Here is a 14,636-nt window from a genome sequence, read left to right as displayed (position 1 = left end):
TCCATCATCTGCCCGGGGAGTGTGCACCGTGACCACGGACGGCAGCAACGGCGCGCCCGAGGGCGCGGGCGACGACGACCCGTTCGCCTACCTCTACCGCCCGGCCGACGGCTCCGCCGCGCCCGCCCAGCCGCGCAGCTCGTACAGCCGACCGATGGAGGTCGGCCGCGCGCAGTACGGCCAGCAGGCGGCGGCCCGCCCCCAGCAGCCCTACCCGCCGCAGCCGTCGTTCGGTCAGGCCTCGCAGACCACGCCGCTGCCGCCGCAGCAGAGCCGGTACGCCGAGCGCTCCCGCCCGCAGCCGGGCGAGGACCGGCAGGGCTCGGGCCGCGGCAAGGGCGCGGTGATCGGTGCGGTGGCCGTGATCGCCGCCGTGGCGATCGGTGTGGGCATCGCGCTCTCCACCGGCGACCCGGGCAAGAAGGACAAGGCCGCGCCGAACCCGACGGCGGCCTCCGCGCAGGCCTCGACGGGCGCCCCGGCCTCGCCCACCGCGTCGGCGAGCCCGACGCCGGACGGCAAGCCGGTCTCCGACGCGTCCAAGCTGCAGGCCCAGAACGCCCCGGCGGCGAGCAGCGTGAAGGGCGCGATCTCCGCCGACGGCAGCTACCTGACGCTGCAGGGCGGCTCGACGGTGACCTGGACGGTGACCGCCCAGCAGGCCGGCCAGACCAAGTTCTGGCTGCACTTCAACAACACCGGCTCGGACACGCCCGCGCAGGTCACCGTCAACGGCAAGGACCACCCCGGCGGAGTGACCTTCAAGAACTACTCCAAGGGCAATTCGGACGCGAACCGCGCCTGGTACAGCACCAACATATGGCCGCAGCTGGTGGCCGGGACGAACACCCTGACGGTGACCCTCCCGGCCGGCAGCGGCAGCATCCTGCTCGACCAGGTCGCGCTGACCGACATGTCGGTCAGCGAGTACCCGAAGAACTGACGACGGCGGCGAGGCGGGCGACCGCGGCGGCGGCCGCCGCGCGCCCGTCCGCGAGGTAGCGGCGCGGGTCGGTGACCCGCCCGTCCGCGGCGAGGTGCTCGCGGACGGCCCGGGTGAAGGCGGTGTTGAGCGCCGTCCCGATGTTGATCTTCACCAGGCCGGCGGCGATGCCCGCGGACAGCTCCCCGTCGGGGACCCCGGAGCTGCCGTGCAGCACCAGCGGCACCGGGACGGCCGCGGCCAGGCGGCCGATCAGCGCGTGGTCCAGGACGGCGGTGCGGGTGGTCATCGCGTGCGAGCTGCCGACCGCGACGGCCAGCGCGTCCACCCCGGTGTCCTCGACGTAGCGGGCGGCCTCCGCCGGGTCCGTCCGGGCGCCCGGGTCGTGCGGGGAGAGCGGCGGCTCGCCCTCCTTGCCGCCGATCCGGCCGAGCTCGGCCTCCAGGTGCAGCCCGTGCCGGTGCGCCCAGGAGACGGCCTCGGCGGTCGACTTGACGTTGTCGTCGTGCGGCAGCCGGGAGGCGTCGTACATGGCGGAGGAGAAGCCGGCCGCCGGTGCGGCGTGCAGCAGGTCGAGGTCCTCGACGTGGTCGAGGTGGAGCGAGAGCGGCACCCCGGCGGCCGCGGCGATCTCGGCGCAGGCGCGGGCCAGCGGCAGCACCCGGCCGCCGTGGTGGCGGACGGCGTTCTGACTGATCTGCAGCACCGCGGCGGTACCGGCGCGTTCGGCGCCCTCGGCGACGGCCTGGGCGTGCTCCAGGCTGATCACGTTGAAGGCGGGCAGGCCGCGGCGGTCGGCCGCCGCCTGGGCGAGCAGGTCGGCGGTGGCGGCAATGGGCATGGGTGTCCCCCAGGGGGTGAGTGACGGGACGCAGTGCCGCCACTCACCCCCGGTGGGACGGGGGATCAGACCGAGGAGACGGTCCTGGCGAGGCGGTCCGCGCCGGTGATCCACTCGCCGCGGCGCATCACCGCGACGAGGTCGTACGTGAGCGAGTCGAGGACGACGAGGTCGGCGTGCTTGCCGGTCTCCAGCGACCCGACCGAGTCCGCCAGGCCGAGCAGCCGGGCCGGAACGGTGGACAGGGACTCGACGGCCTGGCCGAGGCTCAGGCCGTTGACGGTGACGGAGCGCCGGAACGCCACGTCGAGGGTGAGGGTGGAGCCGGCGATGGAGCCGCCCTCGACCAGCCGCGCGACCCCGTTCTCCACCCGGACCTCCAGCGGCCCGAGCGGGTAGAGGCCGTCGCCCATGCCGGCCGCGCCCATCGCGTCGGTGATCAGCGCGACCCGGCCGGAGCCGGCGGTGCTGTAGGCGAGGTCCAGCACCGAGGGGTGCAGGTGGACGCCGTCGTTGATCAGCTCGACGGTGACCCGCTCGTCCTCCAGCAGGGCGACGATCGGGCCGGGGGCGCGGTGGCCGATGGCGGGCATCGCGTTGAAGAGGTGGGTGGCGACGGTCGCGCCCGCCTCGATGGCCTCCAGGGTCTTCGCGTAGTCGGAGTCGGTGTGGCCGACCGCGGCGATCACGCCGAGGTCCGCGAGCATCCGCACGGACTCCAGACCGCCGGGCAGCTCCGGGGCCAGGGTGACCATGCGGGCGGTGCCGCGGGCGGCGTCCACCACCTTGCGGACGACCGCCGGGTCCGGGTCGCGCAGCAGCGCCGGGTCGTGCGCGCCGCAGCGGCCCGGCGAGATGAACGGGCCCTCGAAGTGCACGCCGGCCAGCACGCCGTCCTCGACCAGCTCGGAGAGGACGGCCGCCTGCCGGCAGACCTCGTCGATCTCGCCGGTGACGGTGGAGGCGACCGTGGTGGTGGTGCCGTGCGCCAGGTGGGTGCGCGCCGCGACGAGCGCCTGCTCGGCGTCGCCGGCGGCGTACGAGGCGCCGCCGCCGCCGTGCACGTGCAGGTCGACGAAGCCGGGGACGACCGTGTACCCGGTGAGGTCGACGTCGGCGAGGTCCGGCTCGCCGCCCAGGGCCGCGATGCGCGGGCCCTCGACGGTGATCCGGCCGTTCTCGACGACGCCGCCGGGGAGGACGAGTCGGGCGCCGGCCAGGGCAATGCGGTCCGCGGTCACGCGGTCACCTCCGTGGAGAGCAGGTCCCAGGCGAGCAGACCCGCTCCCAGGGAAGCGGCGGTGTCTCTGAGCTCGGCCGGGACGACCACGGGGGGCATCTGGAAGGTCAGCCGCTCGGAGACCGCCGTACGCAGCGGTGTGAAGAGCGTGTCACCGGCCTCGGCCAGCCCGCCGCCGACGATCACCGTGGACGGGTCGAGCAGGCTCTGCGCCAGCACGATGCCGTCCGCGAGGGCGTCCACGGCGGTCCGCCAGACCTCGGCCGCCCGCGGGTCGCCGGCCTCGACGGCGGCCGCGCAGGCCGCCGCGTCCGCGTCCGGGTCGCCGCAGGCGTCGGCCCAGGCCCGGGAGACCGCGGAGGCCGAGGCCAGGGTCTCCAGGCAGCCGCGGGCGCCGCAGCCGCAGGCCGGTCCGCCGGGGCGGACCACCACGTGGCCGATCTCGCCGCCGTAGCCGTGCGCGCCCGCCTCGATCCGGCCGTCGATGCCGATGGCGCCGGCGATGCCGGTGCCCAGCGCGACGAACAGGAAGCGGTCCACGCCGCGGCCGGCGCCGATCCGCCCCTCGGCCAGTCCGCCGGTGCGGACGTCGTGGCCGAGGGCGACGGGCAGGCCGCCGAGCCGCTCGCCGAGGAGCTTGCGCAGCGGCAGGTCGCGCCAGCCGAGGTTGGCGGAGAAGACCGCGATCCCGTTCTTCTCGTCGATCGTCCCCGGCACCGCGACTCCGGCGGCGACGGGAGCGCTCCCGAGACGGGTGCGGCCCTCGTCCGCCAGTTCGGCGGCGAAGTCGAGGATGGCGGTGACGACGGCGTCCGTGCCGTGCTCCCGCCCGGTCGGCCTCCGTGCTTCGAGCAGCACTGAGCCGTCCTGGGCGAGCAGCGCGGCTTTCATGCCGGTGCCGCCCACATCGAGTGCGATGACGTGCTTCACGGGGGACAGTCTCCCTTGAGCCGGTCCGAGAGGTCTAGTCCAGTTGCGTGATTGGTCTGGTCCATGACGGTGACGTTTGTCGCCATTGCGCCGCAGCTGAGAGGTTTGCTCCTTCCCGGCCCACCACCCTTCTCATGCCCCGTCCGGGGCCAGTACCACCGACCGGGTCAGGTTCCGGGGCCGGTCCGGGTCCAGCCCGCGGGCCGCGGCGACCGCCAGGGCGAGGCGCTGCGCCCGGACGAGGTCGGCCATCGGGTCGATGCCGTCCGGCCCCGAGCCGGCCACCAGCAGCGCACCGGTCGCGCCGACCTGAGCGGCCAGCCCGGCGGGCAGCGCGCCGAAGGCGACCACCGCGCGGCCGGGTGCGGCGATGCTGATCGGCCCGTGCCGGTACTCCATCGCCGGATAGGCCTCCGTCCAGGAGAGCGAGGCCTCGCGCATCTTGAGCGCCGCCTCCTGGGCCAGGCCCGCCGTCCAGCCGGTGCCGAGGAAGGAGAACTGCTCGCAGTCGACCAGCCCCGCCGGCAGCGCGTCCTCGACCGCGGCGCGCGCGTCCTCGGCGGCGCGGGCCACCGTGCGGACCCCGGCGGGCAGCGGGCCCTCGGTCTCCAGGTGGGCCCGGAGCAGCGCCAGGGCCGTGGTGGCGAACCGGGTCTGCACCACCGAACGCTCGTCGGCGAAACCGAGGTCGACCACGGCCCCGGCGAGCGCGGTGACCGGCTGCGAGGTGTCCGCGGTGATCGCGGTGGTCGGAGCCTTCGCCTGCCGGAGCAGGTCCAGCACCTCGGTGGTGGTGCCGGAGCGGGTGATCGCCAGCACCCGGTCGTAGCCGCGGCCGGCCGGGAACTCGGAAGCGGCGAAGGCGTCCGTCTCGCCGTGGCCGCCGGACTCGCGCAGCGCGGCGTACGCCTGGGCCATGAACCAGGACGTGCCGCAGCCGACCACGGCCACCCGCTCCCCGCGCTGCGGCAGGGCGGCGGACGACTCGGCGGCCAGGGCCGCCGCCGTGCGCCAGTCGGCGGGCTGGGTGGCCAGCTCCTCGGCGGTGAGGGAGGGCAGGGGCATGGGGCGGCTCCTCGGGCAGATGCGCCGGATCGGACAGGAACTGCAGGAACTGCGTGAAGATGATTGATTTATAGCTCTTTCGCGCAGCAATGCGCAACGGTGCGCGCCGCGGAGCGGTGGAAACCGGCCGCCGACCGGGCGCGCCGCGCCACCGGTGTGCAAAGCTGTGCAGGCTTCGCGCAGGTGCGCGCAGCGGTCGGACGTGGTCGGACGTGGTCGGGAGGGCGGCGCGGGGTGTCCAGGTACGAGCGGTGGAACGCACTGCTGGAGCTGCTGGCCGAGCACGGACGGCTGGAGGTCGAGGAGGCCGCCGAGGCCCTGCAGGTCTCCGCCGCGACCATCCGTCGCGACCTCGACCAGCTCGCCCGCCAGCAGATGGTCACCCGCACCCGCGGCGGCGCCGTCGCCCACCACGTCTCCTACGACCTGCCGCTGCGCTACAAGACCGCCCGGCACGCCGACGCCAAGCAGCGGATCGGCGCCGCGGTCGCGGGCCTGGTCGCCCCCGGCGAGGTGGTCGGCCTGAACGGCGGCACCACCACCACCGAGGTCGCCCGGGCGCTCGCCGTCCGGCCCGAGCTCACCGAATCCCCCGAGGGCGGCGCCGGCCAGGGCCTCACCGTGGTCACCAACGCGCTCAACATCGCCAACGAGCTGACCGTCCGTCCGCAGGTCAAGATCGTGGTCACCGGCGGCGTCGCCCGGCCGCAGTCCTACGAGCTGATCGGCCCGCTGGCCGGCCTGATGCTCGCCGAACTCGCGCTGGACGTCACGGTGCTGGGCGTCGACGCGATCGACGTCGAGCACGGCGCGACCGCCCACCACGAGGGCGAGGCCGGGGTGAACCGGCTGCTCGCCGAGCGCGCCCGCCGGGTCGTCGTCGCCGCGGACTCCTCCAAGCTCGGCCGCCGCGCCTTCGCCCGGATCTGCGGCCTGGACGCGATCGACACCCTGGTCACCGACTCCGGCGCCGACCAGGAGCTGACGCGGGCCTTCACGGAGGCCGGCGTCCAGGTGGTCACCGTCTGAACGCGCGGTCGGACTGTCCGGATTCGCCCGGTTCCGATTGCAGCCGGTGCAACGACGTCTGACACTTCGATAACTACCGCGCGAACAGGTCTGGACCACATGTGCGGGTGCTTGGGAGGGTGGCGCAGCTTCCCCTCCCGAAGGCGGTCCCCGCGTGTACACCCTCACCCGCACGAACCCGCTCCGCACCGGTCGCGTCCTGGCGCCCGCACTCGTCCTGGTCCTCGCCACCGGGTGCGGCGCCCTCGGCTCCGGCGACGGCGGCGGCGACGTCACGCTCCGCCTGGTCGCCGCCGACTACGGCGACAGCGAGGCCAACAGCACCTCGCACTTCTGGGGCGACGTGATCGGCCGCTTCGAGGAGGCCAACCCCGGCATCAAGGTCGAACTCGACCTGCAGAGCTGGAACGACATCGACAAGCGGGTCGCGAGCCTGATCGCCTCCGGCCGCACCCCGGACCTCGTGCAGACCGGCGGCTTCGCCGACCAGGTCGCGGCCGACCGGCTCTACCCGGCCACCGACGTCCTCTCCATCGACACCCAGGCCGGCATGATCGACGCGTTCTCCCGGGCCGGCCAGGTGCTCGGCAGCCAGTACGGCATCCCGTTCGTCGCCTCGACCCGGGTCTTCTTCTACAACAAGGCCGTCTTCGCCAAGGCCGGGATCACCGCCCCGCCCACCACCTGGGACGAGCTCCGCCGCGACGCCGAACTGATCAAGGCCAAGGTGCCCGGCGTCACCCCGTACGCGCTGCCGCTCGGACCCGAGGAGGCCCAGGCCGAATCCATGATCTGGGCCATGGGCGGGGGCGGCGGCCTCGCCGACAACGCCGGCAACTACACCGTCGACTCCCCGCAGAACCGGGCCACCTTCGCCTGGCTGCGCACCAACCTGGTCGAGAAGCACCTCACCTACGCCGACCCGGCCGCGACCGACCGCAAGACCGCCTTCAACGACTTCGCCGCCGGCAAGGTCGCGATGCTCAACGGCCACCCCGGGCTGGTCGCCAAGGCCACCGCCGCGAAGATCGACTACGGTACGGCGGCGATCCCGCGCAAGGACGCCACCGTCAAGCCCGCCACCTTCGGCGTCGCCGACTGGATGATGGCCTTCAAGGCCAACGGCCACCGCACCGAGCTCAAGAAGTTCCTCGGGTTCCTCTACCGCACCGACAACCAGCTCGCCTTCGACGAGCAGTACAACCTGCTGCCCGTCACCCAGGAGACCCGCACCGCGATGACCGGCAGCGGCCGCCACCGGGACCTCGCCGAATTCCTCAACGCCCTGCCGACCGCCAACTTCTATCCCTACGGCGACCCGTCCTGGGACAAGGTCAGCGGCCTGGTCAAGCAGCAGGTCGGCGCCGCGGTGAAGCGCGACGGCAACGACGCGCTCGCCGCCCTGCAGGCCGCCGCGGCCACCGAGGCGGGCCGCAGCCGGCGCTGAGGGCGTCCGCGGCCCCGGCCGGAGCCGACCTCAGGGCAGGGTGATCGCGTACGCCTTACGGAGCGTCTCGTGCACCGTCCAGGTGGTGCGGTCGCCCGCGCGCAGCACGGCCGCGTCGCCCGGGCCCACCTCCAGGACGGAGCCGCCCTCGACCTCGATCGTCGCCCGACCGCTCACCACCACGAACAGCTCGTCCGCCTCGGTGTCGGTCACCGTGCCCGGCGTGATCTGCCACAGGCCGCGCAGCTGCCGGCCGTCCGGCGAGGACCACAGCACCCTCCCGGTCACCTCGGGCGTGCCGGCGACGATCCGGTCGGGGTCGAGCGGCTCGGGTTCGAGCTCGGCGTCGGGGACGTGCAGTGCGAAGGTCATGGACCGAAACTAGCCGGGCCGGGCCGACGGCCGGGCGGGCAGAGTGTGTCGCACCGGGCGGGCAGAATGACACCTCGTAAGAGGAGGTGGACGATGGCCGCCCTGACCGAGCGGGACCGCGCGGTGCTCGCCCTGGAGGCCCGGCCCTGGCGCACGGCCGGCGCCAAGGAACGGGCGATCCGCGCCGAGCTCGACATCTCCGCGACCCGCTACTACCAGCTGCTCAACGCCCTGCTGGACAACCCGGAGGCGCTGGCCGCCGACCCGGTGCTGGTCAACCGGCTGCGCCGGATCCGCGAACGGCGGCGCGCCGAACGCTGACGGTGTCCGGCGCCCGAGCCTGGGTACCGTCCCGGACATGGGCATTCCTGAGCAGTTCACTCCGAGCACGGCCGCCGGGCGGGACGGCCTGGCGGCGCTGCTGGCCGCACCCGGCGAGGCCGTGGTGGCCCTCGACTTCGACGGCACCCTGGCACCGATCGTCGCCGACCCCACCGCCGCCCGCGCCCACCCCAGGGCCGCCGCCGTGCTCTCCGCGCTCGCACCCCGGGTCGGCGCCGTCGCCGTGGTCACCGGCCGGCCCGCCGCCGACGCGGTGGCCTACGGCGGCTTCGACGGCGTCCCCGGACTGGAGCACCTGACCGTCCTCGGGCAGTACGGCGCCGAGCGCTGGGACGCGCACACCGGGGCGCTCACCGCCCCCGAACCGCCGGCGGGCGTGGCCGCGGCCCGCGCCGGGCTGCCCGCCCTGCTGGCCCGCGAAGGCGCCCCCGAGGGCACCTGGACGGAGGACAAGGGCCGCGCCCTCGCCGTGCACACCCGCCGCACCGCCGAACCGCAGCCCGCGATGGACCGGCTGCGCACCCCGCTGGCCGCGTTCGCGGCCGCACACGGACTGGTCGTCGAACCCGGCCGGTTCGTCCTGGAACTGCGGCCGCCCGGCGTCGACAAGGGCGCCGCCCTGGAGGGGTTCCTCGCCGAGCACGCGGCCCGCGCGGTGCTCTACGCCGGCGACGACCTGGGCGACCTCGCCGCCTTCGCCGCCGTCGAGAAGCGCCGCGGCGAGGGCCTGCCCGGCCTGCTGGTGTGCAGCGGGCCGACCACCGGGGAGGCCCCCGTGCGGGAGCTCGCCGACCGGGCGGACCTGGTCGTCCCGGGCCCGGCCGGCCTGGTCGACCTGCTCGCGGCCCTCGCCGCGGAACTGGGCTGAACCCCGGAGGGACGCGGGGACCGCGCGAGCGGGAAGGGGCGACCGTGCGGGTCAGGGCTCGGCCCGTACCGTCGTGGTGCCCGATCCCGGACCGCGCGGTTGCCCGCGCCCCTCACGGATTGCCTCTCAGCCGAGGGCGTCGAGCTGGTCGAGGAACCACTGCTGCGGGGGCAGGGCGGTGGCCGCGGCGGCGAGCCGCTTGGTGCGGTCGGTGCGTTCCTCCGCGGGCATGGTCAGCCCCCGGTGGAGCGCCTCCGCGGTGGCGATCACGTCGTACGGGTTGACGGTGATCGAGTCCTCGGCGAGCTCGGCGAAGGCACCGGCCTCCCGGGACAGCACCAGCGCGCAGCCCGCGTCGGAGACCACCGGGACCTCCTTGGCGACCAGGTTCATGCCGTCCCGGATCGGGTTGACCAGGGCGACGTCGGCCAGCCGGTAGGCGGCCAGCGACCGCGGGAAGTCGTCGTTGACGTGCAGGATCAGCGGCTGCCAGTCGGGGGTGGCGAACTCGTCGTTGATCTCGCGGGCGATCCGCTGCACCGCCGCGGTGTACTCCCGGTACTCGGGCAGGTCGTGCCGGGACGGGTAGGCGAAGGCGATGTGCACCACCCGGTCAAGCCACTCGGGGCGGCTGCGCAGCAGGTGCCGGTAGGCGAGCAGACCGCGGACGATGTTCTTGCTGAGCTCGGTGCGGTCGACCCGCACGATCGTCCTCCGGTCGCCCACCGCCTCGCGGAGGGCGGCCAGCCGGGCGTCCACGTCCGGCCGGTGCGCGCGTTCGCGCAGGAAGTCGGCGTCGGCGCCGAGCCCGTGCACGCCGAGCCGGGTGGTGCGCCCGGCGTGGGTGACGGTGCGGGCCGCGCGGTCCACCTCGGCGCCGAGCACGGCCTCGCAGCAGTCGGCGAAGGCGAGCGCCCAGCGTTCGGTGAGGAAGCCGGCCCGGTCGGCCCCGAGGATGCCGGTGAGCACCTCGGCGGCGACGTCGTCGGGCAGCAGCCGGTAGTACTCGGGCGGGGCCCACGGGGTGTGCGAGAAGTGCCCGATCCGCAGGTCCGGGCGGAGCGTGCGGAGCAGCGCCGGGGCGAGCGAGAGGTGGTAGTCCTGCACCAGCACGGCGGCACCCGGGGCGGCCTCGGCGGCGAGCGCCTCGGCGAAGGCGGTGTTGTACGCGGTGTAGGACTCCCACTCGCGGCGGAACCGGTCGTCGAAGACCGGCGAGACCGGGGTGTCGTACAGCAGGTGGTGGACGAACCACAGGGTGGAGTTGGCGATGCCGTTGTAGGCGCGGGCGAAGGTGCCGGGCTCGATGTCCAGCATCCGGACGGCCTGTCCGCCGACGTCGTGGCCGGCGAGGTCGAGCCGGCCGTCCGGCGCCTGCCGGGCGGCCGTCCGGTCGGCGTCGCCGAGGGCGGCGCAGACCCAGACCGCCGAGGGGTCGTCGATCGCGGAGAGCCCGGACACCAGGCCGCCGCCGCCTCTCTTCAGGGTGAGCGCGCCGTCGTCCCCGCTGCTGAAGGACACCGGGCCGCGGTTCGAGGCCACCAGGACGGGGGCGGCGCCGGACTGCTGCGTACGTTCGAACGCGAGATCGGCCATATCCCCTAGCTTGCCGCGCGACCGGTCCGGCAAACCATTCGGCGGCCCCGCGGGCCCCGCTCAGCGCGCGGTGTACTCCGGCACCGTGCGCATCGGCGGGCGCTCCAGTGCGGTCACCTCGTGGGTGTGGGCGGTGAAGCCCCGGGTGCCCGTGTCGCGGCTGAACTGGGTGAGCAGCGGGTGCACGAGGTCCTCGCCGGCCTTCAGCCGGTGGGTGCGGTCGAGCCGTTCCAGGGCCGTCCGGTAGATCGTGGCGGCCATCCGCCCGAGGGCCTGGCCGTCCTGGTGGCGGTGGTGCCGGACACCCACGTCGACCTGGGCCAACGCGTCCAGCCCGACCTCCTCCAGGGCGTCCACCAGCAGGCCGAGCTCCACCCCGTACCCGGTCGGGAAGGGCAGCCGTTCCAACAGGGTGCGGCGGGCCGCGTACTCGCCGCCGAGCGGCTGGACGAAGCCGGACAGCTGCGGCCAGTGCAGGTTGATCAGCGGCCGGGCGACGAGCTCGGTGACCCGCCCGCCGCCGGCCGGCACCACCGCGCCCGCGGTCTCCAGCGGCCGGTCGTACATCGCCTTGACCAGCTGCAGCGCGGGGTCGGTGAGCAGCGGGCCGACGATCCCGGTGACGAAGGCCGGGTCGAACTCGCGCAGGTCGGCGTCGACGAAGCAGACGATCGCGCCGGAGGTCGCCAGCAGCGACCGCCAGAGCACCTCGCCCTTGCCGGGGGCGGCCGGCAGCCGGGGCAGGATGTCGTCCCGGTGGACCACCCGGGCGCCCGCCGACCGGGCGGTCTCGGCCGTCCGGTCGACCGAGCCGGAGTCCACCACCACCAGCTCGTCGACCAGCGGGTGACGTCCCATCAACTCGCGGCGGACGGTGGTGACGATCTCCCCGACGGTGGGTTCCTCGTCGAGGGCGGGCAGCACCACGCTGACCGTTCCGGCGCTCCCCGCCGCCCGCTTGGCGGCGAGCAGCCGCTCCACCGGGTAGTCCGCCGCCGCCCAGGAGCGGCGACGCAGCCAGGACGCGACCTCGGGGAGGACGTCGGGACGGGGCTGCTCGGTCACGGTCTCGCTCCTCGTAACTTCCATCTCGCGGATCGGACGCCGCCTTTCGGCGCCGGGGCCTTCGGATACAGTCTTCGTACTGCGGTCGAGCCTTCGCACGCCGGGGTCACCGCAGTGAACAACACACAACTTCACAGAGCTCATCCAGAGGGACTGAGGGAACGGCCCGTCGACGTCCCGGCAACCTTCTCGCAGCGGCGGTCGCAGGCCCCCCGCGGGACAGGTGCCAATTCCGGCCTGTGGCGCAACCGCGCCGCGGGGAAGATGAGGAGAGAGGCCTCCGCCACCATGGCTACCGCTACCCCTGCATCCGCTGCCACCGTCGACCTCGGTCCGGCCGCAGCGCTTTCCTGTCGCGAGTGCGGCACCCGCTTCCCGCTCGGCCCGAGCTTCGCGTGCCTGGAGTGCTTCGGCCCGCTGGAGATCGCCTACGACTTCGGCGGCTACGACGCCGCGGAGCTCCGCAAGCGCATCGAGGCCGGTCCGGCCAGCATCTGGCGCTACGCCCCGCTCCTGCCGGTGCCCGCCGACGTGGCCGGCAAGCCCAACCTCAACCCCGGCTGGACCCCGCTGGTCAAGGCGGACAACCTGGGTCGCGAGCTCGGCTTCACCGCCCAGCTGCATGTCAAGGACGACTCCGGCAACCCCACGCACTCCTTCAAGGACCGCGTGGTGGCCTGTGCGATCGAGGCCGCCCGCGCCTTCGACTTCACCACGCTCTCCTGCTCCTCCACCGGCAACCTGGCCGGCGCGGTCGGTGCCGCCGCGGCCCGGGCCGGGTTCAAGTCCTGCGTGTTCATCCCGCACGACCTGGAGCAGGGCAAGATCGTCATGGCCGGCGTGTACGGCGGCGCCCTGGTCGGCATCGACGGCAACTACGACGACGTGAACCGCTTCTGCTCCGAGCTGATCGGCGACCCGGCCGGCGAGGGCTGGGGCTTCGTCAACGTCAACCTCCGCCCGTACTACGGCGAGGGCTCCAAGACGCTGGCCTACGAGATCTGCGAGCAGCTCGGCTGGCGGCTGCCGGAGCAGATCGTGATCCCGATCGCCTCGGGCTCCCAGCTCACCAAGATCGACAAGGGCCTGCAGGAGCTGATCAGGCTCGGCCTGGTCGAGGACCGGCCGTACAAGGTCTTCGGAGCCCAGGCCGAGGGCTGCTCCCCGGTGTCCGCCGCCTTCAAGGCCGGCCACGACGTGATCCGGCCGGTGAAGCCGAACACCATCGCCAAGTCGCTGGCGATCGGCAACCCGGCCGACGGCCCGTACGTGCTCGACATCGCCCGCCGCACCGGCGGCGCGGTCGAGGACGTCACCGACGCCGAGGTGGTGGCCGCCATCAAGCTGCTGGCGCGCACCGAGGGCATCTTCGCGGAGACCGCGGGCGGCGTGACCGTCGGCGTCCTCAAGAAGTTGGTCGAGACCGGGCAGTTGGACCCGTCGAAGGAGACCGTCGCCATCAACACCGGTGACGGCCTGAAGACCCTCGACGCGGTCGCCGACGCCGGACTGACCGCCACCATCCGCCCGACGCTGGAGTCCTTCCGCGCCGCCGGCCTCGCCTGAGCAGCCCACCCCTTCCGCCAAGGAGCACCCATGAGCGCCACCGTCCGCATCCCGACCATCCTGCGCACCTACACCGGCGGTGCGGCCGAGGTCACCGCCGAGGGCGACACCCTGGCCGCCGTCGTCGCGGACCTGGAGCAGAACCACACCGGCATCTCCGCGCGCATCCTGGACGACGCCGGCAAGCTCCGTCGGTTCGTGAACGTCTACGTGAACGACGACGACGTCCGCTTCGCCGAGGGCCTGGAGACCGCGATCAAGGACGGCGCCACGGTGTCGATCATCCCCGCGGTGGCCGGCGGCTGCTGAGCCCCGCATTCTTCCCGCGGAGAGCCGCCGCCGGGACCGGAACGCGATTTTCCGGTCCCGGCGGCGGCTCTCGTCGTGCCGGGTGCAATTCGACCGCCTGACGGGGAGTAGAGTTCGGGGCGGTGGCAGTACTCCCCTCCGCGCCGCCCGCCCTGATCAGCGCCAATACCCGGAATTGCACGCCCCGGCCCGGCCGGTCGGATCGTGTGCGCAAGGCTCCGGAACCGGTCGCGGGGACGTCCGCCCGCTGAGACGGGCCGCGGACGGCGCGGGGACGAACCTGTCAGGCAAGTGTCAGAATTCATGCGGCTATATGTCGTTTTCTGCCCGTTATGTCCGGCGTGAAATGCCGAGATCTGCGGCTTTCATCCCGTCATATCCCTTGTCATGACTGCCGATTTCCCCGAAGTTGGGCCTGTTGCACAGGGCTCCTGTCCGGATACATTCAGCCGCGGTCGACGCATTCACCCGTCCGCCGGGCCCGCGAAGGGCCTCGGGCGGTGGTCTGCGGCGTGCAGGGCCGTGCCCAGGGGGGGTTCCCTCGGGCAGGCCCACCGGACCTGGGCCCGCAAAGACTGCGGACCCGTGAATGGCCAGCACAGCACAAGGGGAGTTCGGAATGGCTCAGGGCACCGTCAAGTGGTTCAACGCGGAGAAGGGCTACGGCTTCATCGCGGTCGACGGTGGTGCGGACGTGTTCGTCCACTACAGCGCGATCCAGATGGACGGCTACCGCACCCTCGAAGAGGGCCAGCGGGTCGAGTTCGAGATCTCCCAGGGGCAGAAGGGGCCGCAGGCGGACATGGTTCGTGCCGCCGCGGGCTGACCTTCGAAACCTGCGGAGCCCTCGGCTCGTCACGAGCTGGTCGGCGATTCTTCGCGACAGGCCCGTACGACACGTCGTACGGGCCTGTGCCGTGTCCGGAACCGGTGCGGCCGCGCCACGGGACACGGCGAACGGGCTTGCACTCGCCACCGGCGAGTGCTAATCATTGGCGTTAGCACTCACAGCTTGAGAGTGAC

Annotated in this window: 15 protein-coding genes and 1 riboswitch; of the genes, 8 read left to right on the top strand and 7 right to left on the bottom strand. The window is 73.7% G+C overall.

Annotated features, from left to right (window positions below):
- Window positions 1-28: 28 nt before the first annotated feature.
- Window positions 29-943: a hypothetical protein gene (locus AB0442_RS09365; RefSeq protein WP_366161776.1), complete on the top strand. Its 915-nt coding sequence runs from the start codon at window positions 29-31 to the stop codon at window positions 941-943.
- Here AB0442_RS09365 and AB0442_RS09360 read toward each other — a convergent pair.
- The 4 genes from AB0442_RS09360 to AB0442_RS09345 form a co-directional block, all read right to left on the bottom strand.
- On the bottom strand, window positions 921-1,784 hold the full coding sequence (locus AB0442_RS09360; protein ID WP_366161775.1) for a class II fructose-bisphosphate aldolase: 864 nt from the start codon (window positions 1,782-1,784) through the stop codon (window positions 921-923). The genes AB0442_RS09365 and AB0442_RS09360 overlap by 23 nt on opposite strands.
- A gap of 65 nt (window positions 1,785-1,849) precedes the next feature.
- On the bottom strand, window positions 1,850-3,025 hold the full coding sequence (gene nagA / locus AB0442_RS09355; protein ID WP_366161773.1) for an N-acetylglucosamine-6-phosphate deacetylase: 1,176 nt from the start codon (window positions 3,023-3,025) through the stop codon (window positions 1,850-1,852).
- Complete coding sequence (locus AB0442_RS09350; RefSeq protein WP_344622555.1) at window positions 3,022-3,954, bottom strand: ROK family protein; 933 nt, start codon at window positions 3,952-3,954, stop codon at window positions 3,022-3,024. The genes nagA and AB0442_RS09350 overlap by 4 nt, the downstream gene beginning before the upstream one ends.
- 132 nt (window positions 3,955-4,086) lie before the next feature.
- Window positions 4,087-5,019: a sugar isomerase gene (locus tag AB0442_RS09345; protein WP_366161771.1), complete on the bottom strand. Its 933-nt coding sequence runs from the start codon at window positions 5,017-5,019 to the stop codon at window positions 4,087-4,089.
- A gap of 234 nt (window positions 5,020-5,253) precedes the next feature.
- On the opposite strand from AB0442_RS09345, the gene AB0442_RS09340 reads away from it, so the two are divergent.
- Together AB0442_RS09340 and AB0442_RS09335 are read left to right on the top strand one after the other, a co-directional pair.
- Window positions 5,254-6,048, top strand: coding sequence for a DeoR/GlpR family DNA-binding transcription regulator (locus tag AB0442_RS09340; RefSeq protein ID WP_344622553.1), 795 nt, complete (start codon window positions 5,254-5,256; stop codon window positions 6,046-6,048).
- Between the two features lie 154 nt (window positions 6,049-6,202).
- Window positions 6,203-7,495, top strand: a complete 1,293-nt coding sequence (locus tag AB0442_RS09335; protein ID WP_366161770.1) for an extracellular solute-binding protein — start codon at window positions 6,203-6,205, stop codon at window positions 7,493-7,495.
- A gap of 30 nt (window positions 7,496-7,525) precedes the next feature.
- Here AB0442_RS09335 and AB0442_RS09330 read toward each other — a convergent pair whose 3' ends face one another.
- On the bottom strand, window positions 7,526-7,867 hold the full coding sequence (locus AB0442_RS09330; protein ID WP_366161769.1) for a cupin domain-containing protein: 342 nt from the start codon (window positions 7,865-7,867) through the stop codon (window positions 7,526-7,528).
- 93 nt (window positions 7,868-7,960) lie between these two features.
- On the opposite strand from AB0442_RS09330, the gene AB0442_RS09325 reads away from it, so the two are divergent.
- Window positions 7,961-8,188 (top strand): DUF3263 domain-containing protein, encoded by a 228-nt coding sequence (locus tag AB0442_RS09325; RefSeq protein WP_030268825.1) that lies wholly within the window; start codon window positions 7,961-7,963, stop codon window positions 8,186-8,188.
- 37 nt (window positions 8,189-8,225) lie between these two features.
- The gene (gene otsB / locus AB0442_RS09320) at window positions 8,226-9,077 is read left to right on the top strand and encodes a trehalose-phosphatase (RefSeq protein WP_366161768.1); all 852 of its coding nucleotides are present in this window, start codon (window positions 8,226-8,228) and stop codon (window positions 9,075-9,077) included.
- A 126-nt stretch (window positions 9,078-9,203) separates the two neighbouring features.
- On the opposite strand, the gene AB0442_RS09315 is transcribed toward otsB, so the two are convergent.
- Window positions 9,204-10,673 (bottom strand): trehalose-6-phosphate synthase, encoded by a 1,470-nt coding sequence (locus tag AB0442_RS09315; RefSeq protein ID WP_344622549.1) that lies wholly within the window; start codon window positions 10,671-10,673, stop codon window positions 9,204-9,206.
- Window positions 10,674-10,733: 60 nt separating this feature from the next.
- A complete protein-coding gene (locus tag AB0442_RS09310; RefSeq protein WP_366161767.1) occupies window positions 10,734-11,738 on the bottom strand; it encodes a glucosyl-3-phosphoglycerate synthase in 1,005 nt (334 codons plus the stop codon).
- 137 nt (window positions 11,739-11,875) lie between these two features.
- Window positions 11,876-12,009: riboswitch (SAM riboswitch) on the top strand.
- Between the two features lie 17 nt (window positions 12,010-12,026).
- On the opposite strand from AB0442_RS09310, the gene thrC reads away from it, so the two are divergent.
- From thrC to AB0442_RS09295, 3 genes are all read left to right on the top strand, one after another.
- Window positions 12,027-13,304, top strand: coding sequence for a threonine synthase (gene thrC / locus AB0442_RS09305; protein WP_366161765.1), 1,278 nt, complete (start codon window positions 12,027-12,029; stop codon window positions 13,302-13,304).
- A gap of 30 nt (window positions 13,305-13,334) precedes the next feature.
- Window positions 13,335-13,613 (top strand): MoaD/ThiS family protein, encoded by a 279-nt coding sequence (locus tag AB0442_RS09300; protein ID WP_095873584.1) that lies wholly within the window; start codon window positions 13,335-13,337, stop codon window positions 13,611-13,613.
- A 619-nt stretch (window positions 13,614-14,232) separates the two neighbouring features.
- Complete coding sequence (locus tag AB0442_RS09295) at window positions 14,233-14,439, top strand: cold-shock protein (protein ID WP_030235075.1); 207 nt, start codon at window positions 14,233-14,235, stop codon at window positions 14,437-14,439.
- The last annotated feature ends 197 nt before the right edge of the window (window positions 14,440-14,636 follow it).

Origin of the sequence: Kitasatospora sp. NPDC085895, from assembly GCF_040702125.1 — a bacterium.
Taxonomy (GTDB): domain Bacteria; phylum Actinomycetota; class Actinomycetes; order Streptomycetales; family Streptomycetaceae; genus Kitasatospora; species Kitasatospora arboriphila.
Note: the sequence above shows the minus strand (reverse complement) of the source record. Positions and strands in the feature narration are given on the sequence as shown.